The 22,940-nt window shown below is 48.9% G+C and carries 23 protein-coding genes; 3 read left to right on the top strand and 20 right to left on the bottom strand.

Annotated features, from left to right (window positions below; all coding sequences use genetic code 11):
* Positions 1 to 3: 3 nt before the first annotated feature.
* The 5 genes from lpdA to KNQ14_RS10885 all read right to left on the bottom strand — a co-directional run bounded on the left by lpdA (position 4) and on the right by KNQ14_RS10885 (position 6,373).
* The gene (lpdA, locus tag KNQ14_RS10905; RefSeq protein WP_214860997.1) at positions 4 to 1,425 is read right to left on the bottom strand and encodes a dihydrolipoyl dehydrogenase; all 1,422 of its coding nucleotides are present in this window, start codon (positions 1,423 to 1,425) and stop codon (positions 4 to 6) included.
* The gene (gene buk, locus KNQ14_RS10900; protein ID WP_214860995.1) at positions 1,395 to 2,498 is read right to left on the bottom strand and encodes a butyrate kinase; all 1,104 of its coding nucleotides are present in this window, start codon (positions 2,496 to 2,498) and stop codon (positions 1,395 to 1,397) included. The genes lpdA and buk overlap by 31 nt, the downstream gene beginning before the upstream one ends.
* Before the next feature lie 16 nt (positions 2,499 to 2,514).
* Positions 2,515 to 3,639, bottom strand: coding sequence for a Leu/Phe/Val dehydrogenase (locus tag KNQ14_RS10895; RefSeq protein ID WP_023467593.1), 1,125 nt, complete (start codon positions 3,637 to 3,639; stop codon positions 2,515 to 2,517).
* 13 nt (positions 3,640 to 3,652) lie between these two features.
* Complete coding sequence (gene yqiS, locus KNQ14_RS10890; RefSeq protein WP_041255026.1) at positions 3,653 to 4,573, bottom strand: phosphate butyryltransferase; 921 nt, start codon at positions 4,571 to 4,573, stop codon at positions 3,653 to 3,655.
* A 144-nt stretch (positions 4,574 to 4,717) separates the two neighbouring features.
* Positions 4,718 to 6,373 carry a sigma 54-interacting transcriptional regulator gene (locus KNQ14_RS10885; protein WP_058713638.1) on the bottom strand — a complete coding sequence of 552 codons (1,656 nt, stop codon included), beginning with the start codon at positions 6,371 to 6,373 and terminating at the stop codon, positions 4,718 to 4,720.
* Positions 6,374 to 6,495: 122 nt separating this feature from the next.
* On the opposite strand from KNQ14_RS10885, the gene KNQ14_RS10880 reads away from it, so the two are divergent.
* Together KNQ14_RS10880 and KNQ14_RS10875 are read left to right on the top strand one after the other, a co-directional pair.
* On the top strand, positions 6,496 to 6,750 hold the full coding sequence (locus KNQ14_RS10880) for a DUF2627 family protein (RefSeq protein WP_058265115.1): 255 nt from the start codon (positions 6,496 to 6,498) through the stop codon (positions 6,748 to 6,750).
* A gap of 675 nt (positions 6,751 to 7,425) precedes the next feature.
* Entirely contained in the window at positions 7,426 to 8,004 is a 579-nt protein-coding gene (locus KNQ14_RS10875; protein ID WP_058713639.1) for a dihydrofolate reductase family protein, read from the top strand.
* Positions 8,005 to 8,040: 36 nt separating this feature from the next.
* On the opposite strand, the gene spo0A is transcribed toward KNQ14_RS10875, so the two are convergent.
* The 15 genes from spo0A to aroQ form a co-directional block, all read right to left on the bottom strand.
* A complete protein-coding gene (gene spo0A / locus KNQ14_RS10870; protein ID WP_023467588.1) occupies positions 8,041 to 8,763 on the bottom strand; it encodes a sporulation transcription factor Spo0A in 723 nt (240 codons plus the stop codon).
* A gap of 3 nt (positions 8,764 to 8,766) precedes the next feature.
* The gene (recN, locus tag KNQ14_RS10865) at positions 8,767 to 10,473 is read right to left on the bottom strand and encodes a DNA repair protein RecN (protein WP_214860993.1); all 1,707 of its coding nucleotides are present in this window, start codon (positions 10,471 to 10,473) and stop codon (positions 8,767 to 8,769) included.
* 12 nt (positions 10,474 to 10,485) lie between these two features.
* On the bottom strand, positions 10,486 to 10,935 hold the full coding sequence (gene ahrC / locus KNQ14_RS10860; protein WP_023467586.1) for a transcriptional regulator AhrC/ArgR: 450 nt from the start codon (positions 10,933 to 10,935) through the stop codon (positions 10,486 to 10,488).
* 154 nt (positions 10,936 to 11,089) lie between these two features.
* Positions 11,090 to 11,896 (bottom strand): TlyA family RNA methyltransferase, encoded by an 807-nt coding sequence (locus tag KNQ14_RS10855; protein ID WP_058265112.1) that lies wholly within the window; start codon positions 11,894 to 11,896, stop codon positions 11,090 to 11,092.
* A gap of 6 nt (positions 11,897 to 11,902) precedes the next feature.
* Positions 11,903 to 13,789 carry a 1-deoxy-D-xylulose-5-phosphate synthase gene (dxs, locus tag KNQ14_RS10850; RefSeq protein WP_023467585.1) on the bottom strand — a complete coding sequence of 629 codons (1,887 nt, stop codon included), beginning with the start codon at positions 13,787 to 13,789 and terminating at the stop codon, positions 11,903 to 11,905.
* Positions 13,790 to 13,906: 117 nt separating this feature from the next.
* Positions 13,907 to 14,776, bottom strand: a complete 870-nt coding sequence (locus KNQ14_RS10845) for a polyprenyl synthetase family protein (RefSeq protein ID WP_214860992.1) — start codon at positions 14,774 to 14,776, stop codon at positions 13,907 to 13,909.
* Complete coding sequence (gene xseB / locus KNQ14_RS10840; RefSeq protein WP_023467583.1) at positions 14,773 to 14,994, bottom strand: exodeoxyribonuclease VII small subunit; 222 nt, start codon at positions 14,992 to 14,994, stop codon at positions 14,773 to 14,775. The genes KNQ14_RS10845 and xseB overlap by 4 nt, the downstream gene beginning before the upstream one ends.
* Positions 14,995 to 14,996: 2 nt before the next feature.
* Positions 14,997 to 16,319, bottom strand: coding sequence for an exodeoxyribonuclease VII large subunit (xseA, locus tag KNQ14_RS10835; protein WP_023467582.1), 1,323 nt, complete (start codon positions 16,317 to 16,319; stop codon positions 14,997 to 14,999).
* Positions 16,316 to 17,149: a bifunctional methylenetetrahydrofolate dehydrogenase/methenyltetrahydrofolate cyclohydrolase FolD gene (gene folD / locus KNQ14_RS10830; protein WP_023467581.1), complete on the bottom strand. Its 834-nt coding sequence runs from the start codon at positions 17,147 to 17,149 to the stop codon at positions 16,316 to 16,318. The genes xseA and folD overlap by 4 nt, the downstream gene beginning before the upstream one ends.
* Before the next feature lie 69 nt (positions 17,150 to 17,218).
* Complete coding sequence (gene nusB / locus KNQ14_RS10825; RefSeq protein WP_023467580.1) at positions 17,219 to 17,623, bottom strand: transcription antitermination factor NusB; 405 nt, start codon at positions 17,621 to 17,623, stop codon at positions 17,219 to 17,221.
* A 120-nt stretch (positions 17,624 to 17,743) separates the two neighbouring features.
* The gene (gene accC, locus KNQ14_RS10820; RefSeq protein ID WP_023467579.1) at positions 17,744 to 19,096 is read right to left on the bottom strand and encodes an acetyl-CoA carboxylase biotin carboxylase subunit; all 1,353 of its coding nucleotides are present in this window, start codon (positions 19,094 to 19,096) and stop codon (positions 17,744 to 17,746) included.
* Positions 19,097 to 19,111: 15 nt separating this feature from the next.
* Complete coding sequence (gene accB, locus KNQ14_RS10815) at positions 19,112 to 19,561, bottom strand: acetyl-CoA carboxylase biotin carboxyl carrier protein (RefSeq protein ID WP_035398302.1); 450 nt, start codon at positions 19,559 to 19,561, stop codon at positions 19,112 to 19,114.
* A 168-nt stretch (positions 19,562 to 19,729) separates the two neighbouring features.
* Positions 19,730 to 20,296 (bottom strand): elongation factor P, encoded by a 567-nt coding sequence (efp, locus tag KNQ14_RS10810; protein WP_023467577.1) that lies wholly within the window; start codon positions 20,294 to 20,296, stop codon positions 19,730 to 19,732.
* 35 nt (positions 20,297 to 20,331) lie between these two features.
* Positions 20,332 to 21,396, bottom strand: coding sequence for a M24 family metallopeptidase (locus KNQ14_RS10805; RefSeq protein ID WP_214860990.1), 1,065 nt, complete (start codon positions 21,394 to 21,396; stop codon positions 20,332 to 20,334).
* Positions 21,393 to 21,839 carry a type II 3-dehydroquinate dehydratase gene (gene aroQ, locus KNQ14_RS10800; RefSeq protein ID WP_214860989.1) on the bottom strand — a complete coding sequence of 149 codons (447 nt, stop codon included), beginning with the start codon at positions 21,837 to 21,839 and terminating at the stop codon, positions 21,393 to 21,395. Before aroQ ends, KNQ14_RS10805 begins: the two co-directional genes overlap by 4 nt.
* A 156-nt stretch (positions 21,840 to 21,995) precedes the next feature.
* Here aroQ and KNQ14_RS10795 point away from each other — a divergent pair, with 156 nt between their 5' ends.
* Positions 21,996 to 22,928, top strand: coding sequence for a DUF1385 domain-containing protein (locus KNQ14_RS10795; RefSeq protein WP_023467574.1), 933 nt, complete (start codon positions 21,996 to 21,998; stop codon positions 22,926 to 22,928).
* Positions 22,929 to 22,940 lie beyond the last annotated feature (12 nt).

The raw sequence follows: 22,940 nt of genomic DNA, 5'->3' as shown, positions 1-22,940 counted from the left end.
TCCTTAGGCGTGAACCGCGAGTCCGTCGACGGCAAGTGCTGCTTCACCGAATGCTTCTGACAAGGCCGGGTGCGGATGCACGAGCTGTCCGACTTCCCATGCCGTTGCATTGAGTACGAGCGCTAATCCACCTTCACTGATCAGTTCCGTTGCTTTTGGTCCGACGATGTGAACGCCGACGAGATCATCTGTCTTCGCATCGGAGACGAGCTTGATGAAGCCTGCCGTCTCTCCTTCGATCCGCGCTTTCCCTAATCCATTGAACGAGAAGCTCCCTACCTTGACGTCCATTCCGGCACGTTTTGCTTCGTCTTCCGTCAAACCGACCGATGCCGCTTCCGGTACGCTGTAGATACAACGTGGTACGAACGCATATTCAAGTGGTGTCGTCGTTCCGTGGACGATCGCCTCGACCGCTTTGACACCTTCTGCTGACGCAACGTGCGCCAGTTGTAAGCGACCGATGACATCCCCGATCGCATAGATATGTTGATCCTTCGTCCGGAAATGGTCATCTACTTGGATGAAGCCATTTTCGACGACGATATTCGTGTTTTCAATCCCAATGCCTTCGACGTTCGCCATTCGACCGATGGCGACAAGCAATTTATCCGCTTCAAGCGTCGTGTGTTCTCCATTACGGTCAATCGCGATCGAGACACCGTCTTCTGACATCCGGAATGTGTCACTTTGTGCAGCTGCGCCGGTATGAATCTTGACGCCCCGCTTTTTCAGTTGACGGGCGACTTCACGACTGACTGCCGCATCTTCCGTCGGTAAAATCCGATCGCTGAATTCAACGACCGTTACTGCGACGTCAAAATCCGTCAACATCGATGCCCATTCGACACCGATGACGCCACCACCAATGATGACGATCGATTTTGGCAAATCTGCCATATCGAGTGCATCATCCGAACTGAGGACATACTCTGAATCAAAAGCAAGTCCGTTCAATGGACGTGGACGTGACCCTGTCGCGACGATCAATTGACGCGGAAGGATCAACTCACCTTCGCCTTCTTCCGGTTCGACGCTGATCGTTCCCGGCATCGGTGAAAAGATACTTGGTCCAAGAATCGAACCCCGACCATGAAAGACTTCAATCTTTCCTTTTTTCATCAGGTGCTGAATGCCTGCTTCTAATCCATCTACGATCTCTTGTTTACGTTGTTTGACCTGTTCGAATCGTAAAAACGATTCCGGTACGTCCACGCCATATGTAGCAGCGTGTTTGACCGTCTGATAGACTGCTGCTGATTTCAAAAAGGCTTTAGATGGGATACAGCCACGATGTAAGCATGTCCCGCCTAATTTTCCTTGTTCCACGATTGCTACCGACTTCCCGGCTTGTGCCGCACGGATCGCGGCGACATATCCACCGGGTCCGCCACCTAGGACAACGACGTCGAATTCTCTAGCCATGTTGGTTCGCCTCCATATTCCTTAACTTCTTCTTCCCCACGTAAGACACGCAACACTCCTTCTGCGAGCGCCTGCAACTCATCTTCACCAGGACTACGTACGACTTGACCGAGGTGGGCGATGCGTTCTTCGATCGCACGCGTCAACCGATCACTATAGGCAAGTCCGCCTGTTAGGATGATCGCGTCGATCTGACCGAACAAGACGGCACTTTGACCAGCGATTTCTTTTGCGACCCGGTACGCCATCGCGTCATATAACAACGCCGCTTTTTCGTCGCCTTCTTCAATCCGGCGCTCGATCTCGATCGCGTCAAACGTTCCCAAGTGCGCGACAAGTCCGCCTGACCCAACGACCAGACGCTTCATCTCTTCAAGTTTATACTTGGTACTATAACATAGTTCTACTAGTTGACCAACAGGTAGCGATCCGCTGCGTTCTGGCGAAAACGGTCCTTCTCCATCGAGCCCGTTGTTGACATCGATGACACGCCCCTCTTGGTGTACACCGACCGTAATCCCGCCGCCCATGTGTGCGATGATCAGGCGCAGTTCCTCATAGGGACGCCCGATTTCCTTCGCATATCGTTTCGCGACAGCTTTTTGATTCAAGGCATGGAAAATACTCTTTCGTTCAAGTTCAGGTAAGCCTGTAATCCGCGCAATTGGCTCGAGTTCGTCAACGACGACTGGATCAACGATGAACGATGGAATGTCGAGTGTCCGAGCAATCTCATCTGCGAGGAGTCCACCGAGGTTCGAGGCATGGACGCCAAAAATACCGCTGAGTAAGTCTTCTCGCATTTCCCGGTTAACTGCGTACGTACCGCTGACGAGCGGTCGGAGTAACCCACCGCGTCCTACGACTGCAGTAAGCGCTTTCAAATCAATCTGTTCTTCAGCTAACACTTCGAGTAACACATGACGACGCATCTCCAGCTGCGCTGGAAGCGGTCCTCCGACCGCCTCCGCTGGATGGCGTAACGTCTTCGTGAACACCTGATTCGTCCCTTCGAAGATACCAATCTTCGTCGACGTCGAACCGGGATTGATCGTTAAAATACGTTCGCTCATGGATATCCTCCTCTGATCAGCCCCGTGATCCTAGAATGTTTTTATCACGACGCAGGAACTGGCTGCGGGCACTACGCATCGTCGCAATGCGCTCTTCTGCCATTTTCTCAGCCGCCCGGTATGTCGGTAAATGATCGCGTTTTGCGATTTCGAACACTTTCGTGACTGCATCGTAGACGAGTTCAACTTTTTTCATGGCACGATCACGGTTGTATCCGTCGAGTTCATCGGCAACGTTGATGACACCACCGGCATTGATGACGAAGTCTGGTACGTATAAGATATCGCGTTCTTCGAGCATGTCACCGTGACGGTCTTCTTTGAGTTGGTTATTTGCTGCACCGGCGATGATCTTGACTTTCAATTGTGGAATCGTCTCGTCGTTCAATGTCGCACCGAGGGCACATGGTGCGAAGATATCTGCTTCGACACTGTAGATGTCTTCTGGTGCGACGATCAAGGCACCGAATGCTTCTTCTGCACGTTGAAGTGCTTCTTGATTGATGTCTGTGACGATCAGTTTCGCCCCTTCTTCATGTAAATGACGGCATAGATTAAAGGCAACGTTACCGACACCTTGGATCGCAATCGTTTTTCCACCAAGTGAATCTGTTCCGTACACTTCTTTTGCCGCTGCTTTCATTCCACGATAGACACCGTATGCCGTAACCGGTGATGGGTTACCGCTTGATCCGAATGCTGGGCTGACACCAGTAACGAAATCTGTCTCCATGTGGATGTAATCCATGTCTGCAACTGTCGTATTGACATCTTCTGCTGTGATGTAACGACCGTTCAGTGACTGGACGTAACGTCCGAATGCCCGGAAGAGTGCTTCTGACTTTTGTGTCTTCGCATCGCCGATGATGACAGCTTTACCACCACCAAGGTTCAACCCAGCGGCTGCGTTCTTATACGTCATTCCTTTTGATAAACGGAGCGCATCAATCAATGCCTCTTCGTCTGATGCATAGTTCCACATGCGAAGTCCACCGAGTGCCGGTCCGAGTGTCGTGTCATGAATCGCAATGATTGCTTTTAATCCTGATACTTTATCGTGGCAAAAAACGACTTGTTCGTAATCTTCCATCTCCATTGTTTCAAAGATGCTGAAGCGTGACTCTACGTTTGTTTCGACCATTTTAAGTTCCTCCTCAGATTGTTTGTTTTACTTTTTTCGTCTGTTGGGCATTTAATAGCGCAAAGGCTAGTGAGTACATTTTTGCTTCTGCTGTATCGGCACGGCTGGTCAAAACGACTGGCGCCCGCGCTCCGACGAGAATCGCCGCAACCGAGGCATGTGCGAAATACATGAGTGATTTGTAGATGACGTTTCCGACTTCAATTTGCGGAACGACGAGTAAATCCGCCTGACCTGCTACGTCTCCCGTTAGCCCTTTTTGCTGGGCAGCGACGAGATTTACGGCATTGTCGAGTGCGAGTGGTCCGTCTACAAGGCAATCCTTGATTTGACCACGTCGGTTCATTTGTGTTAGCAGAGCGGCATCAATCGTTGCCTGCATCGTTGGATTGACGACTTCGACAGCTGCTAAGACTGCGACTTTTGGTAAGCCGTATCCAAGCGCTCGTAAGGCGGAGACACCGTTTTCGATGATCTTCACTTTGTCTTCGAGTGTCGGTTGGATGTGAATCGCTGCATCGGTTAATCCGATTGCTGATTCACGCCCCGGTACTTCGAACAAGGCGACATGCGACAAGACATTCCCTGAACGCAGACCCGTTTCTTTGTTCAAGACAGCTTTCATGAACGTCGCTGTCGGAACAAGACCTTTCATCAAGACGCTCGCATCCCCTTTGCGAACGGCATGAGCGGCACGCTCTGCCGCTTCTTGTGATGTAGAAGTGTGCGTGATCACGAACTGTGACTCTCGTAATGCTCGTTTTTGAATCATCTGCTGAATCCGTGTCGCATCCCCGAACAAATGAAAACGTGCTAAATCGTTCTCAATTGCTAATGCGACAGCATCCATCACTTCTTCGTCATCCGCAGCTGCAATCGCAACGACGGAATCTTCGAGTCGAGCTGCCTGCTCGACCATTTCACTGAATCTCACCGTATTCCCCCCTCACCTGTCATACATAAATAGTAATAGCAATTTTCGTGCCAATTCAAAAGAGACGGTAGGTTAAGCAAGAACGTCTTTAATTTTGCACGCTTTTGCATTTTTTGCAATATATTGCACGCAAAAATTTGCGCTTCACGAATAGATGTTAAATCGTTCCACTTTGTAATAAAGTGCCCGAAGAGAAATTCCGAGTTGTTTCGCCGCTTCTGTTTTGTTGCCATTAAAGGCAGTAAGCGCTTCCCGAATCAACCGTTCTTCGACGTGTGACATCTCGTCCGATAAATGCTTGATTTCCTTTTTCTGTCTCGTCGTGACTTTCGTTGTTTGGGGCACGACAAGCTGAAGATGACCTTTTCGCAAGACGGTTTCTGTTTTATCCGTAAAAATCAACGCGCGACCGATGACATTTTCAAGCTCGCGGACATTTCCTTTCCACGGTTGCTTCTTCATTGCTTCAAGTACATCATCTGAGATCCGTCCGACCGATCGTCCATAACTTTGATTCAATTTACGGAGTAAGTGCAAGGTCAATGGTGCGATATCATCCGGTCGCTCACGTAGTGCCGGTATGTGAATCGGTAAACGATTGATCCGGTAGTAGAGATCTTCTCGGAACTCATTCATGATGATCTTTTGCTCTAGATTCGCATTCGTCGCCGCGATAATCCGGACATCGACTGGAATCGCCTTCGTCCCACCGACGCGAACGACTTCATTTTCCTGTAACACCCGTAATAGTTTTGCCTGGACGTCGAGTGGTAGTTCGCCAATCTCATCTAAGAATAGCGAACCCCCGTGTGCTTCTTCGAAATATCCCCGCTTCCCACCACGTCGCGCTCCTGAGAACGCGCCTTCCTCGTACCCGAATAGTTCACTTTCGAGTAATGTCGGTGCGATTGCCGCACAGTTGACGCGGACGAATTGTTCATATTTACGTTCGCTCGCTGCATGGATCGCATGTGCAAACAGTTCCTTGCCGGTTCCGGATTCACCGCGAATCAAGACGTTGACGGGCATCGTTGCCGCAAGCTTTGCTTGATCGACGACGAAGCGCATCGCTTCACTCTCAGCGATGATATCGTCAAAAGTATATTTGGCTTCGAGCGTCCGGATTTTTTGGCGCGCTGCCTTCAATTCTTTGGCGAGTGCCTTCATTTCCGAAATATCCCGAATGACCCCAACGGAACCGCGGACTTGTCCATCGACGATGACGGGTGCCGCATTGACAATGATATCACGTTGATCTTGCCCGATCTTCATGCGAACATCCCGCACGTTCTCGCCCGTATTCAAGACTTTCAAATGAACGGATTCCTGCATTCCGATATCGGCACTTGCCGGTTTTCCGACGACGTCTCGCTCCGTGAAACCAGTCATACGCGTATATGCTGGATTGATCAGCATCGTCTGTCCGTCTTGATCGGCGACGGAAATCGCCTCGCTCGTACAATGAATGATTGCTTCGAGCATTTTCTCTTTTTCAGTCAATCGCTCAAGCAACACTCTGACGAATTCACCCGGTAAGACCGCCGCTCCCGGAAAATCATGAATCAATTGCTCAAGTACGCCAGTTTCTCCTGTAGCGTCAATGATGAAATCGACATCAGCTCCTTCAAAAGCTGACCAATTCGTTTCGATCTGAATGTCCGCACGCCGTGCAAGCGCCACCCCAGGCGCCTCCATGTTTGGATCGACGAGACCGATGACCGTTAATAATGGTGAACGTTGAAACGCATGTAGGACTTCTGTTCCCCCTTGACCAGCCCCGACGACGAGTAGATGATGCATATGAATTCCCCCTTTGAAACTGCTTACATTTCTATCGTACTCGGAATAAAATAGGGAAGCAAACCCGATTCGCAGAACGATCGATTTTTTGATACAATACGCTTGGAAAGGAGTGGCGTCCTATGCGTATCATTGGTTTGCTCTCATTATTAATCCCCGGCATCATCGGCGCGATTGGTATTAAGCTCATGCGTGATAGTGTTTTTCTAATTGCGCAAGTGCCGTTTAAATACTTAGGCGATGCGGCTTACGTATATGTACTGCAAGGTCTCGTTGGTTTGGTTCTTGCGATGGGTGGCATTGGATTTGTCGCAGGATATGTCTTTTATCGCGATCGAAAACGTGGAAAAGTCTCCGACCGCTATCAAAAAAAATGAACACAGAAAAAGGTCCCCATCTCTTGAATTCATTTCAAGCGCGGGACCTTTTACTCGTATAAAATTGGTTTCACTTACGGATGAACTCCTCTCATAGTTAGAACTATTCGTGTACTCCAAAACCTTAGGTGTTCCTCTTAATGAAGAGGTAGAAAGAAATCAGATCTGGCTATCGGGCTAACGATAGAATGGTGTTTCAGTTCCATCATCTGACTGTACTCGGGACCTAGGTGGAGCGTAATGTCATCCGCTTGAAGCAGTCAAACATTCGGTTGCTAACAATCACTGCTAGACAACACTCCTTTTCACGAACTGTACTTTTCATTTTAGACGATCCGTTACCTTCCACTTTTCCCTAGCTTCGAAATCATGGAAGCTCCCATTCATTCGAGATTTCCCATCTAGAATGAACAAGATACCTTGGTACGACTTCTACCAAGAGAATGTCGTCCGGCATTCTTGAGCCATTTACAGTTGGCGTTCTGAGATGATGTTCATCAACAGGATTTCCGGAGTCCTTGTCGACTCGACGTTCATCTGACGTCTTGCCAAATCATTTGGTACCTTTATTATAACAAACATTTCAGTTTATGCAATATTTATTTGCAAGCGCTTTTATATATTTTTAACTTTGCGGTATGCTATAAGCAGAACGTAATCGAAAGGAGATCTTTCATGCGAAAAATCATCGTATTCGAACATCTATCGTTAGACGGTGTCGTTCAAGCACCGAGCGGAAAGAATGAGGATGTGAGCAACGACTTCGAACAGGGTGGATGGACTGCTCCATTTCAGCATCCTGAGATCGGTCAGGTCATCCGTGGATGGATGCAAGAGGATTGCGCCCTGTTACTCGGTCGCGCGACTTACGAGCAATGGTCGAGTTACTGGCCACTCCATGCCGATATCTGGCCAGTTGCCGATCGTGCCATGAAGTATGTTTCTACGCGTCATACACCACCTATTCGTTGGCAGCCGACGACATATTTGAATCAACCGACTTCTGAACTAACACGCTTGAAACAACAGGACGGACCACCGCTTCACGTCTGGGGTAGTAGTCAACTCGTTCATACGCTTTATGAAGCTGATCTGATCGATGAACTTCGATTGATCCACTATCCAGTCATCGTTGGTTCTGGTAAACGTCTATTTCCCGACAACGGAATGACGCCTCTTACTTGGAACGTCACGAAACGACACACGTTTGATAACGGCGTGTTGATCGCTTGCTATGAGCGGGATCGGAACTAAAAACACACCGTCTATCCATCAGACGGTGTGTTTCCTTTAACCAGATTGTTCTTGATTCATATGACTTGAAACATACGAGATGAATTCCGAGTTCTTCGGACTTTTCTCTTGTTCGATTCGACCATTGAAGAGCTCGTGCTGTTGCATTCCTTCGTTCCAAGCGGACTTGATGGCGTGACGCATCGCTCGTTCGACGCGAGATGCCGTCGTTTGATGTTTTTTCGCAATCGTCGGATAGAGTTCCTTTGTGATTAATCCAAGTAAATCTTCCCGTTCTAGCACCATTAAGACAGCGTCCTTTAAATACGTGAAGCCTTTAATATGCGGAGCAATCCCCACTTCTCGCAGTGTCGTACCGACTTTTAAATCAATCGTTTCGACGATCGGTGCTTGTCCTTGATGCGTCACGAGACGAATTTTTTGAACGAGCTGATCCATGCTGAACGGTTTAAGTAAGAAGTACGATGCTCCGAGAGTGACCGCCTGTTGAGAGACCTCATCCTTACCGAAAGCACTTAACATGATGACAGCAGGATTCTTCTTTTTCTTCATCAACTCCTCGAGAACACCAAGCCCATCTAAATGAGGCATGATGATGTCGAGAAGCAATACATCCACTTCATGTTCTTTCATACGTTCGAGACAACTCTCGCCATTGTAGGCGACGCAAACGACTTCCATGTCTTCTTGCGCAGAGATATGCTGGCGAATCAGTTCGACCATTTCGCGATTATCATCTGCTATCCCGACTTTAATCAATCCTTACACCCCATTTTTAAGCGATTCTTTCATCGTCTTCGCCTGATCCATCAATTCCTCGGCATGGCGTAACGTCAAATCCGTCATATGTGCACCGGAAATCATCCGTCCTAGTTCGTTTCCTCGATCTGACTGAGACAAGACGTTGACCTGTGTCGTCGTACGATCCGTCTCCTCAATCTTCCGAATATAGAGATGTTGATCGGCCATCGAAGCGACTTGCGGTAAGTGCGTAATACAGAGCACTTGTCCGTCTACCGATAAACGATAGATTTTTTCAGCCATCGCTTGTGCGACACGACCCGATACTCCTGTATCGACTTCATCGAAAATGATCGAAGCAACTCCGACCGAGCGCGAGAAGATTGACTTCAGTCCGAGCATGATACGAGATAACTCCCCGCCCGATGCGACTTTTCCGAGCGACTTGAATGGTTCTCCCGCATTCGTCATGATGAAGAACTCCACTTGATCGATCCCGTTCTTGCGTAGCATCGGTGTCTTCCCGTCTTGAAGAAAACGAATTTCAAACCGCGCTTTTTCCATGTAGAGCTCACGTAACTCCAGATGAATCGCTTCGCTTAATTGAACGGCCGCTTTTCGACGCTGTTGCGACAGACGCCCACCTATTTCAAACAATTCGCCTTCGAGCTGTTCGACTTCGGCTTTTAAGCGCTCAATCCGTTCATCTCGATTCGTCATCGTATCAAGTTCAACTCGAATCTTCTCCCCATACGCAATGACTTCCTCGATCGTCGCCCCGTATTTTCGTTTCAGTTGTTGAAAGACGGATAAACGTTGTTCGATCTCATCGAGTCGATTGGAATCGAACTCAAGTGTTTCAAGTTGATCTCGAATCGCATACCCGACTTCTTCGAGTCCATAAAAAGCGCTTGCGATCGCGTCACTCTGCTGCGAAAACTGTTCGTCGATGCTTGATGCTTGTTGTAGTTCACGCATCGCGTCTCCGACAGAGTCGATGCCGCGCATCTCATCATGCAAAGCATCATACGCTGTCTTTAACGATGCATATAACTTCTCGAAATTCGCGAGACGATTTCGTTCGACGAGCAACTCGTCTTCCTCATGTGCTCGAAGTTTTGCGCCTTCGATTTCTTCCGTCTGAAACGATAGTAAATCAATCCGTTGAGCGAGTTCTTGCTCACTTTGCGCGAGCGATTGTAGCGCCGTCCGTTTTTCTTCATACGCTTGATAACCGGATTGATAGGCTTGAAGGAGCGGTGCAATCGTCTCTTGCGCGAAGTCATCGAGAATCGCTTGATGATACGTACTGTCCATTAAATGTTGATGTTCATGTTGCCCGTGCATGTCGACGAGGACACGCCCGAACTCCCGTAAGATCGTCAGTGTGACCAGCTTATTGTTGACGCGACAGACACTTTTCCCGGTCGCGAACAGATCACGTCGTAAGATGATCAATCCATCTTCGATATCGATACCATACTCTTCTGCAAGACCATAGACGAGATGGTCGTCTTCAATCAGAAACAATCCTTCTAGTTCCGCCCGATCTTCCCCGTATCGAACGAATTCCGCGGATCCACGTCCACCAATCAATAAACCGATCGCGTCGAGAACGATCGATTTACCGGCACCTGTTTCCCCAGTCAAGACGGTCATTCCTTTTTTAAAGTCGATCTGTAGCTCGTCAATGATCGCAAATTGTTTGATCGATAATTCAGCTAGCATCCTGTCAACTCCTTACAGCATTTCTAAAATTCGTTCGGTCACTTCTTTCGCTTGTTCCTCACTTCGTGCGATCAATAGGATCGTATCGTCCCCACACACCGTGCCAAGCAGTTCGTTCCAGCTCAAATGGTCCAGTAAGACGGCGACTGCGTTCGCATTTCCCGGCAGGACATGCATGACAATCAGATTTTGAGCAGAATCAATCGAGATGAAGCTGTCACCGAGCAGACGCCGCAATTTCCCGAGTGGGTTGAAGCGTTGGTCGGCGGGTAAGCTGTATTTATAACGTCCATCATTCAACGGAACCTTAACGAGATGAAGTTCCTTGATATCTCGTGATACCGTTGCCTGTGTCACCTTATATCCTGCATTCCGTAATTCCTCTACCAATTCATCTTGGGTTTCTACTTCCGACTGGGTGATGATCTCCCGAATCTTAATCAACCGTTGCCCCTTTGTCATTCCTGCACCTCACAGTATTCTTCGATGTTACTATTGTAATCCAATAAATCATTAAAAGTCCACGTTTGCCATTTTATTATACGGTTTTCGTCGCTCCGAACAACAATGAGGACGGACCCATGAACCGGATCCGTCCTCGTTTTCATCTGTTCGTTTAAAGACTAGCATGTGCTTGCTTGACTGTCTCTGTCGCATGGACAGATGGATCAAGTCCTGGTTGACCAAGGCGCGCATGCAATAAGAACTCGATGTTCCCCTCTCCACCGGTGATCGGTGAATAGTCGAGCTGTTTCACATAGAACCCTTGTTGAATGAAGAATTCAACCATCTCATCGAGGACGCGGACATGAATCCGTTCATCCCGCACGATGCCTTTTTTACCGATATCATCACGCCCCGCTTCGAATTGCGGTTTGACGAGCGCCATGACATCTCCTCCTTCGACGAGGATCGTCTTCAGAGGCGGAAGCATCAACCGTAACGAGATGAATGAGACATCAATCGTCGCAAACTGCGGCGCAACAGGGAACATGTCTGGTGTCGCATGCCGGAAGTTCGTTTTCTCCATCACCGTCACACGGTCATCCGAGCGAAGCTTCCAGTCCAGCTGATTGGAACCGACATCAAGCGCATACATATGCGCTGCTCCATTTTGTAAGGAGCAATCGGTAAAGCCACCCGTTGACGATCCAATATCGAGACCTGTTTTACCCGTGACATCGAAATCGAATACTTGAAGTGCCTTTTCCATCTTGAAGCCTCCACGACCGACATAAGGCATCAACTGACCTTTAACATGCAGGTCGATGTCCGACTTGACCTTCTCACCGGCCTTCTCTAATCGTTCCGTACCACTAAAGACCAGTCCAGCCATGATCGATCGTTTCGCTTTTTCACGCGTTTCAAACAAACCGCGCTCGACGAGAAGAACGTCGAGGCGGATTTTTTTTACATTTTCCATGAATCGTCACACACTCTGTTTCTTTCCTTGATTGACGAAAGCGCGTACTTCTTCTGCGATTTGTCCAGGTAATAATCCGATTTCTTCCAGTAATTCGTTGACACCGCCGTGCTCGATATACCAATCCGGAATACCGAAGCGTTTGACGCGTGGGAATGCTTCCTGCTCGTTCGCATGCTCAAGGACAGCTGATCCGAATCCACCTTTTAAGACGGCTTCTTCGAGCGTCACGAGTGGAATGCCTTCTGCGTAAAGGGCATTCAGCATCTTCTCGTCAAGCGGTTTGATCGTCCGAGCATTGATGACACGAACCGACAGTTCGTCTGCTAGGAGATCCGCGATTTTGAGTGCATCTTGTACTTGTGGTCCGAATGCAAGGATCGCGACGTCCGTTCCTTCGCGTTCGACTTCCCATGTATCAAGCGAAATTTCATGCAGTGTCTCGTCCATTGGTACACCGATGCCTTCTCCACGTGGGAAACGAACGGCGATTGGTCCTTCATATTTGACGGCTGAATAAAGCAAGTGTTGCAGTTCGTTCTCATCCTTCGCCATGACGATTCGAATGTTCGGTACGTGACGCATGAAAGCGATATCGAAGACCCCTTGGTGTGTCTCACCATCTGCACCAACCAGACCTGACCGGTCAATCGTAAACGTCACATCTAGATTTTGACGCGCCACGTCGTGAACGAGCTGATCGTATGCACGTTGGAAGAAGGTCGAGTAGATCGATACGACAGGTTTCATCCCTTGTGTCGCTTGACCAGCTGCGAACGTGACAGCATGTTGTTCTGCAATTCCGACGTCAAACATCCGCTCTGGGAATTCTTTTTCAAAACAATCGAGTTTTGAACCGACGCTCATCGCCGGCGTGATCAACGTCAATTTTTCATCATCACGTGCCATCTTCGTCAAAGTATCCGCTACCGTAAAGGAGTAACTAGGTGCTTTTGATTTCCCTTTGATGACTTCGCCAGACTCCATCTTGTACGGTCCAAGACCATGCCATGTGCCGACGCCATCAAACTCTGCCGGACGATAGCCTTTCCCTTTTTTCGTGATGACATGAAGTAAGACAGGACCTTCTTCTTTTTTCACGTAATTGAGCTGTTCGATCAAATCATCAAGATCGTGCCCATCGACCGGACCATAATAGTTGAAGCCGAGCTCTTCAAAGAACATGCCAGGAACAAGTGCGCCTTTAACGGCTTCTTTCAACTTCTCGCTTCCTTTTTCAAGACGTCCGCCAATGACCGGAATCTTTTTGATCAATGTTTCAAGCTCGTCTTGGGCAAAACGAACTTTACGCGATGAACGAATTCGTCCAAGCATTTGATGCATCGCCCCAACGTTTGGTGCAATCGACATCTCGTTATCGTTCAAGATGACGATAACGTTTTGTTGTTCTGCTCCAATATGATTCAATGCTTCAAGTGCCATCCCACCTGTCAACGCACCATCACCGATGATCGCGACTGCACGATCACTCTTACCGCTCAGTTCATTCGAGACAGCAATCCCCATTGCTGCTGACAACGACGTCGAGCTGTGTCCTGTCTCCCAGACGTCATGCACACTCTCATTACGTTTCGGGAACCCACAGAGTCCTTTGTGCTGACGGAGCGTATCAAACTGGCTCGCACGTCCTGTCAAAATCTTATGCACGTATGCTTGGTGCCCGACATCCCAGACGAACTTGTCATTCGGACTGTCGAATTCACGATGCAACGCAAGCGTCAACTCGACGACACCGAGGTTCGGTGCCAAGTGTCCACCTGTCGTCGCTAATTCTTCAATCAAAAAGCGTCGAATATCGCCTGCGAGTACTTCGAGTTCGGAGACCGACATACGCTTTAAAAATGACGGATCCTGTATTTCTGTCAATTTCATACCTTACCGCCTCTTTTCCTTACAATCTTATAGGGTTTGTACCCTACATTGTACTAGAACAATCTATCGAGCGCCATTGTCAGCATAGAAAAAGACGACGCAGATGCGTCGTCCTGCTTAATGGTCGCGCTTGACCACGAAGTCGAGCAGTTCCTTAAGTGTCGTCGCTTCGACTGATAATGCATCAATCGCTTGTTCCGCTGCTTCCACCTGAGCTGTCAGTGCGCGTTTCGCTCCTTCAAGACCCAGTAATTTTGGGTACGTTGCTTTTTCGTTCCCTTCGTCGCTACCGACCGGTTTGCCGATTTTTTCAGCATCGCCTGTTACGTCCAAGATGTCATCTTGGATTTGGAATGCGATTCCGAGATGGCGACCGTATTGCTTCAAGTGATCAAGATCCGTCGAGCTGACCGAGGCAAGCAAACCACCCGCTTCGACTGCAAAGACGAGGAGTGCTCCTGTTTTCCGACGGTGAATCGACTCAAGCTCCGCTACGTCATTGATGCCGCCACGCTCACCGAGCATATCGTCGAGCTGACCACCGACCATACCCGTAGCGCCCGCTGCTGTTGCCAACCGTTCGACAAGTGCAAGCTTTACTTCCGGCGAAGCTGGTGCCTCAAGAAGACAGCTGAAGGCGTTCGTGAGCAAGGCATCTCCTGCTAAAATCGCTGTTGCTTCATCAAAAGCGATATGATTCGTCGGACGCCCTCGACGCAGATCATCATCGTCCATTACGGGAAGGTCGTCGTGAATCAGTGAGTATGTATGAATCATCTCAAGTGCCGCAGCAGTCGCGTCACCTTTTGAACGATCGATGGAAAAAGCATCGAGTACCGCATAAATCAAGGCTGGGCGAATTCGTTTCCCACCCGCATCGAGTGAATACCGCATCGAATCGCGTAAACGATCCGGTGCGTCGAGTCGCTCCATGAACTCTTCCATTTTATTTTCGACTTGTGTCTTCCACTCATTCAAAGCAATCATTGCGCTCCTCCTTTTTCCCGAAGCGTACCATCTTGCTCCAGGATTTGATCGAGTTTTTTCTCAGCAACGGATAACTTTCCTTGGCAAAGAGCCGTCAGTTTGACGCCTTCTTCATATAGAGCCATCGCTTGTTCAAGAGGAGCTTCGCCCTCTTCGAGTAACGTGACGATTTCTTCTAATCGCTCCAGTGCTTCTTCAAAAGATTGTTCCGTCTCCATTCTTACTCCCCATCCTCTCGTTTAGCACGAATCGTTCCATCATGGAATCGGATATCGAACGAAGACGCTGTCAATGCCTTCGCGGAACGGACGATTTGTCCATCCTGTTCGACATACGTATAACCGCGCATCAGAACATGCGTCGGACTGACGGAGTCGAGTCGCGCGAGCACATGACGCACTTGTTGTTGCTTGGATTGCAAGAGTCGACGCACGATTTCGAGTCGACGCCGTGATTGTTCAATCGTCGCCCGTTGTTGCACGAAGCGATCCCGCATCGGCACACGCATTAAGCGTGTGTCAAGACGCTCCACCTGTTGCTGGTGTTGCGCTACTACTTGCTTGATCTCCTTTTGGAGTGACATCTCTGCCCGGTCCAATTGTTCCTGCTTCAGTCCGAGTAGGACGCGTGGTGATTTCAGACCGTAGCTCGCGGCAAGCCGTGTCACTTGCTCTTGTTTACTTTTGAGGAGTTGTGCATACGTTCGTTCTAAACGTCGCTCTACATCCTGCACACGTCGAGTGAGTGCCTCTGCTTCCGGAGTGACGAGTTCTGCCGCTGCCGTTGGTGTAGCAGCACGAACGTCGGCGACGAAATCACTGATCGTAAAATCCGTTTCGTGACCGACAGCAGAGACGATCGGAATGCGGGATTCAAACACGGCTGTCACGACAGACATCTCATTGAATGCCCACAGCTCCTCAATCGAACCACCACCACGACCAATGATCAACACATCACAGGCAGCATGCTCATTCATCAGCTGAATGGCACGACTGATTTGTGGTGCCGCGTCCGCTCCCTGTACAAGGACCGGGGCGAAGACGATGGCTGCTTGCGGATAGCGGCGCCGGAGTGTCGTTGCGATATCATGAAGCGCTGCTCCTTTTGGCGACGTGATGATTCCGATGCGCTCTGGAAAAGCTGGCAACGATTGTTTGATTGCTGGATCAAACCAACCACGCTCTTCAAGATCCACCTTCAAGCGTGAGAACGCCTCATATAGCGCTCCTACACCATCTTCCGTCATCCGTTCGACATAGAGTTGCATTTCTCCTGAAGAGACGTAAACGGATAAGCGTGCGGTGACGACGACACGCATCCCATCGCGAACATCTGCTTTGACTCGACTCGCATCCCGGGCAAACATGACGGCTTTCATCCGTGACTGTTCGTCCTTCAACGTAAAATAAAGGTGACCGGAAGAGTGTCGTTTAAAGTTCGACACTTCTCCCACCACCTGGACTTGTTGCAGAAGGGCGTCACCTTCTAGTTCACGTTTGACATAGTGGACTAAATCGGAAACGTGAAGAGGTTCGCTCATCGCGCAGCCTCGATCGTGTTATGCAGTAGCATCGTGATCGTCATCGGGCCAACGCCACCTGGAACAGGTGTGATCATCGATGCAACGTCTTGTACCGTATCAAACTCGACATCACCGACGAGTTTGCCATCGACACGGTTGACACCAACGTCAATGACGACAGCACCCGGTTTCACCATATCCGCCGTAATCAGCTTCGGTACGCCGACTGCGACGATCAAGATATCCGCTTGACGCGTCATCGCACCGAGATCTTTTGTCTTGGAATGACAATAGGAAACGGTAGCCGATTCATTCAAGAACAACATACCGACGGGTTTACCGACGATTTGGCTACGACCGACGACAACGACGTGTTGACCGGCAATCGGTACGTTCATCTCTTTGACGAGATGAAGAATGCCGTTTGGTGTACACGGTAAAAATGTCGGTTCACCAATCATCATTTTCCCGACAGAGACAGGATGAAAACCATCGACGTCCTTTTCAGGAGAAATCGCAAAAATGACTTTACTCTCATCAATATGGTCAGGCAACGGCAATTGAACGAGAATCCCGTGGACACTCGCATCAACGTTCAGACGTTCGATCAAGTGAAGAAGCTCTGATTCCGTTGTTTCTGCCGGAAGTCGGATCAACTCCGAATCCATGCCGATTTCCTTCGCCGCCTTTTCTTTACCACGTACATAGGACTGACTAGCAGGATCTTCGCCAATCAGGATGACAGTCAATTGCGGTTGAATCCGCTGTTCTTTCAGACGTGCGACTTCTTCTTTCAGCTTCATACGATATGAATGGGCTACCTGTTTTCCATCGATTACTACTGCCATGATTTGTCCACTCCCCCAAAAAGTTCGATTCACTCTTCTGTCTGTTTGTCTCTATTCGGTTTTACAATTTTATGAATTTTCTTTAACGACGCCTTGTGCGACCTTACCGAGAACACCGTTCACGATTTTTGTCGCTTCTTCGTCAGCGAACGCCTTCGTCAATTCAATCGCTTCGTTGATCGTCACTCGAACCGGAATGTTCGTTTCGAACAATAATTCGTAGACGGCTAAGCGAAGAATCGTCCGCTCGATGTTTCCGAGTCGTTCGAATGACCAGTTGACCAGTGCTTCTCGGATGTGTTGGTCAATCGTTGCTTTGTTCGTTTCGACACCGTTCACCAATTGCTCGACGAATGTGTCATATTCCTTACCTTCTACCGCGAATTCAATGGCCTCTTGTGCAGTCAGATCCGAAAGCTCCATTTGGAACAAAGATTGGACTGCGAGTTCGCGTGCCATGTGTCGTTTCATCATGATTTTGCGTGCTCCTTTTTTTGTCGTTCTCAATCAGTTAGTTTAGCACATTCCTCTTTTAAAAAACATAGAGAACGCCAAAAAAAGACGGGAGTTCGTCGCACAAACTCCCGTCCCGATTCAGTTAACGATCGTACCTTTTAGCTCACGCTCTGCGAATTTCGTCGTGAACGTCCCACGCCGGAATACCGGGTGACTGAGAACACGTTCGTGGAACGGGATCGTCGTCTTGACACCTTCGATCCAAAATTCAGCCAGTGCACGTTCCATCTTCGCACATGCTTCTTCCCGTGTTTCCGCATGGACGATCAATTTCGCAACCATCGAGTCATAGTACGGTGGAATCATGTACCCCGGATAGACTGCGCTATCGATACGTACGCCCATTCCGCCTGGTGTCACGTATTGTGTGACGCGTCCAGCAGACGGACGGAAATCATGATCTGGATCCTCGGCATTGATTCGGCATTCGATCGAATGACCGTGGAACTTGATATCCTTTTGTTTAACGGCAAGCGGATGATCGAGCGCGACTTGCAATTGCGCTTGAACGAGATCGAACCCAGTGATCATCTCCGTTACCGGGTGTTCGACTTGAATGCGTGTGTTCATCTCCATGAAGAAGAACTCTTCCGTCTCTTCGACGAAGATGAATTCGATCGTCCCAGCTCCTGTATATTGAATCGCTTTTGCGGCTTTTACGGCAGCCTCGCCCATCTTCAATCGTGTCGCTTCACTGACCGCAGGTGACGGCGCTTCCTCAATCAGTTTCTGCATCCGGCGCTGGACGGTACAATCCCGTTCACCGAGGTGAATGACATTCCCGTGACGATCGGCGAGGACCTGTACCTCGACATGGCGGAACTCTTCGATGAAGCGTTCTAAATAGACATCCCCGTTTCCGAAAGCTTGTTTTGCTTCACGGCGTGTCTCACTTAGCCCGTTGATCAGCTCTTCTTCCGAACGAGCGACCCGAATCCCTTTACCGCCACCACCTGCTGTTGCTTTGATGATGACCGGATAACCAATTTCTTGCGCCAGTGCGACCGCTTCTTCGTCCGTGACCGTTCCATCTGAACCAGGCACGACGGGCACTCCACACTCGATCATCGTCTTCTTCGCAACGTCCTTGATCCCCATCTGACGGATCGCATCCGACGTCGGACCAACGAACTTTATCCCGCACGCTTCACACATCTCAGCAAAATCAACGTTTTCTGCTAAAAAACCATAACCCGGATGGATCATCGTCACTTGACGGTTCGTTGCGACCGCGAGGATATTCGTAACGTTTAAGTAAGATGAAGCAGAACTCGCCTCACCGATGCAGTACGCCTCATCGGCTAAACGAACGTGTAAGGCTTCCTTATCCGCTGTCGAGTAGACAGCAACGGTTTGTATTCCAAGTTCCTTTGCCGCTCGAATGATGCGGACGGCGATTTCTCCACGGTTGGCAATCAATAATTTTTCCATGCTGTTCACCCCCGTTTACGGACGGATCCGGAAGAGTGGTTGACCAAATTCAACGAGATCTCCATCGGCGACAAGAATCTCGACGACCGTTCCAGATACTTCCGAGTTTAAGTTATTGAAGAGTTTCATTGCTTCAAGGACACAAACGATCTGACCCACTTCAATCTGATCACCGACTTTGACGTATGCCGGTTTATCTGGATTCGGACGCGAATAGAACGTTCCGACCATCAAGGCATTGATCGTGACCGTATCATCCGCAGTCGCCTCTTCCTCGACTGGTGCTGCCGCTTGCTTCACAGGAGCTGGCGCCGCCACTGGAGCAACAGGTGCTTGGTGCGAGACCGTCACTGTTTCTCCTTGTTTCTTCAACTTCAATTTATACGTATCCGTCTCGAGTGAGAGTTCATTTACACTCGACTGATCGAGCATTTCGAGTACTTGTTTCAACTGATCGATTTTCATCTGTCATTCTTCCCCCATCTATGCTGTATTCACAATTATTATACCAGGTGCTAATGCCTACTCAAATACTTATATTAACTGGTCATACCATTGGATGCAAGTCAAGCTGGATGAAAAAAGACGTCTCTCGACCTGATAAAAGGTGAGAGACGTCTTGTCGTTTCAATATTATCCGTTGTAACGACCTGTGAAATCACCTGTACGTGTATCAACCGTTACTTTTTCGCCTGCTTCGATGAAGAGTGGGACTTGAATGATATGACCTGTCTCCACTGTCGCATTTTTCTTGACGTTCGAAGCTGTATCACCCTTAACGCCAGGCTCTGCTTCAACGATCGTCATGACGACTGTGTTCGGCAATTCAAGACCGAGGATTTCGCCGTTGTAAACCGCGATTTGAACTTCCATGTTTTCAAGCAAATATGGAAGAGCTGCTTCGACTTGCGCCGTGGTCAATTCCAATTGCTCATACGATTCTGTGTCCATGAAGACGTAAGTCTCGCCCATTGGGTAAAGGTATTGCATCTTGTTACGCTCGATGTGTGCACGCTCGACACGCTCACCACCACGGAATGTCATCTCTTGGATGTTTCCGTTACGGATGTTACGCATTTTCGTCCGAACGAACGCTGCCCCTTTACCTGGTTTAACATGTTGGAATTCAAGTACTTGCCAAATCATACCGTCTGAAGTCTTAATCGTTAATCCTGTTTTTAAATCGTTTACTGATACCATGAATGGTTCCTCCTAAAATGTCCCGTCACTCTGAATTAGAGAGTGATCAGTTCTTTTGGTGAAGACGAAAGAATTTCTCGACCTGTTTCCGTGATCAAAACGTCATCTTCAATCCGGCATCCGCCAATTTGCGGCACGTAGATACCTGGTTCGACCGTAACGATCATGCCCGGTTCAAGTTTCGTCTCAGAGCGGAACGACAAGCCAGGTCCTTCATGTACTTCTAGACCAATACCGTGTCCCGTCGAGTGACCGAAGTACTCACCGTAACCTGCTTCTTTGATGATATCACGTGTCAATGCGTCCGCTTCGATCCCAGTGATGCCTGGTTTTAAGCCGTCGACACCCGCTAGTTGCGCTTGCAAGACCGTATCGTAGATCTTCTGCAACTCGGCATTGATCGGACCGACTGCGACAGTCCGTGTGATATCTGAAACATAACCGTTCAAGAGCGCTCCGAAATCAAGCGTGACGAGTTCACCCGTCGCAATGACCTTCGAGCTGGCAACACCGTGCGGCAAGGCAGAACGATAGCCCGATGCCACGATCGTATCGAAAGAAGAAGACGTCGCTCCATGCTTCCGCATGAAGAATTCTAGTTCATTTGATACTTCAAGTTCCGTTCGTCCTGGTTGAATGTACGTCAAGATGTGTTGGAAGGTCGCGTCTGCGAGCTCCACCGCTTCCTTAATCATCTTAATCTCTGACGAATCCTTAATCAAGCGTAGGTTTTCAATGATTCCTGTCGTCGGAACAAGCTCGATTGCTGAAGCTTGATCGTATGCTTCAAAAGCACCGAGTGTCATCGCATCCTTTTCGACACCAACCGCGCGAACACGCGCTCCTGCCATCAATTCGCCCATCGTCTCTGGAATCGAACGTTCGATTTGAACGATCTCCATTCCTTTGACTTGGTCTGCCGCTTGCTCCGTGTAACGGAAATCCGTCACGAAGTACGCTTGCTCTTCTGTTACGAGACATGCACCGCTTGATCCCGTGAAGCCGGAAATGTATCGAATGTTCTCTGCTTTCGTGACGAGTAATCCTGGAAGGTCCCGTTCCTTTAAAGCTGCTTGTAACGCCTCGATCCGTTGTTTCATGATTGATTTCCCCCTTGTTCCGATTGTTGTAAAGCTTGGAGTGCTTCCGTTGCCAGACGATATCCCGTCATGCCAAGTCCAGCGATGACTCCTTGGCAGACGGATGCAATCATCGAATGATGCCGGAAGGATTCACGCGCATGGACATTCGATAGATGAACCTCGATGACGGGTGCTTCGATCGCAGCAATCGCGTCACGTAACGCGATACTCGTATGCGTGTAGGCAGCCGCATTGAAGACGATACCGTCCGCTCCCCGTTCCTCGTGAAGAACATCAATCAATCGTCCTTCATGGTTCGATTGTTCAAACCGAAACTGAATGTTCGGAAAATAAGTGCGAAGGTCGTGTTCTAAGTCGGCTAATGTCGCCGTTCCATATGTATCCGGTTCGCGTGTTCCGAGTAAATTCAAGTTTGGTCCGTTTAATATCAAGACACGCAAAAAAACACCTCCTCGAATTCCTTTTCATTGTATCATAACCCGATTTCCGACTCCTAAAGATTACCTCGTTTTGACGAGTCGAACATAGTTTTTTTGTCGTAAATCAAGTACACTGACGATACACCTAATTTTAATGAAGACGGGATGCGTTCTATTATGAAAACGACTAATCCGCCGGTCGGTGGTCAAGCCATCGTCGAAGGCGTCATGTTCCAAAATGCGACCCACGCGGTCTCAGCGATTCGTCGAAACGATGAGTCGATCGAGACGTTCGCCCAACAAAAACCGGTTCGACCACGAATCGCTAAAGGCAAAAAAATTCCACTTCTACGTGGCTTGTTCGCTTTGATGGAGTCCTCAGCGAATGGTGCCAGTCATATGAACTTCGCAAGTGACCGATACGGTGTCAAACCTGGTGAAGAAGAGCCGGAAGAGACGACTGCCAGCCCTTTGACGAAATGGCTCGGCGTAGCTGTCGTCGGAGTCCTATCATTCTTTTTCGGTAAATTACTTTTTACGTTACTACCTGCTTTCCTTGCGTCACTATTCGATGTGTTCCCTGCTTTATCAGGACATGTCATTCAAAATGTCATCGAAGCAACAATCAAATTAACGCTTTTGTTCAGTTACCTCTACGTGATTTCATTGACTCCGCTCGTCAAACGACTCTTTCAATATCACGGTGCAGAGCATAAGGTCATCAACTGCGTCGAATCAGGACGCCCACTCACGGTCGAAAACGTTCGCGTCAGCAGTCGTCTTCATTACCGTTGCGGCTCGAGTTTCTTGATCTTCACCGTCATCGTCGGATTTTTCGTCTATCTGATCGTGCCAACGGATCCGCTTTGGTTGCGTCTCGTCTGCCGGATCGCTTTATTACCGGTCGTCATCGGTCTTTCATTTGAAGTGTTGCAGCTGACGAACAAAGCACAGCACATCAAAGGACTTCGCGTCATTGCCTTGCCTGGCCTATGGTTACAATACTTGACGACGAAAGAACCGGACGATGCACAGATCGAGGTTGCGATTTATGCGTTTGAAGCATTGGAAAAACAGGAACATAACCTACATGAGAATGCACTGGGTTAATCGATAACAGGG

Source organism: Exiguobacterium sp. s161 (genome assembly GCF_018619045.1).
Classification (GTDB): Bacteria; Bacillota; Bacilli; order Exiguobacteriales; family Exiguobacteriaceae; genus Exiguobacterium_A; species Exiguobacterium_A indicum.
Note: the sequence above shows the minus strand (reverse complement) of the source record. Positions and strands in the feature narration are given on the sequence as shown.